The sequence below is a fragment of the Xenorhabdus budapestensis genome, from assembly GCF_002632465.1.
GTDB classification, from domain to species: domain Bacteria; phylum Pseudomonadota; class Gammaproteobacteria; order Enterobacterales; family Enterobacteriaceae; genus Xenorhabdus; species Xenorhabdus budapestensis.
In genome coordinates, this window is sequence record NZ_NIBS01000160.1 from 1 (window position 1) to 338 (window position 338).

At 47.3% G+C, this 338-nt stretch carries 1 protein-coding gene; it reads right to left on the reverse strand.

What is annotated here, in order from left to right; all coding sequences use genetic code 11:
• Nucleotides 1-338 (reverse strand): transposase (locus tag Xbud_RS19425; protein ID WP_145956704.1); only part of this gene is annotated, 338 nt, incomplete at both ends.

Genomic DNA, 338 nt, shown 5'->3' on the forward strand with positions numbered 1-338 from the left:
ATGAATGCCGGATTTTCCAAAATAAACCAAACGGTGCAAATCATAGCAGGTTGCCTTCAGAGTCATCGCAAAATTGGCTCGCCGCTGGCCTGTCGTTCGGATAAATTTTTCACCCATCTGAGAGAATGAGCCAAAGATATGTTCTACCCGTGCCCGGGTTTTCGCTATTTTCTTATTTCGGCCTTTCTGGCAGTCTGATAAGGGCTTATTGCGTGACGCTTTCCTCTGAACATGAACACGATAGCCCTGTTCCTTCAGCGCACGTTCACGCATCTGGCTGGCATACCCTTTATCAGCATAAATGTCCCGACTTGTATTTGACCGCTCCAAAACGGCTT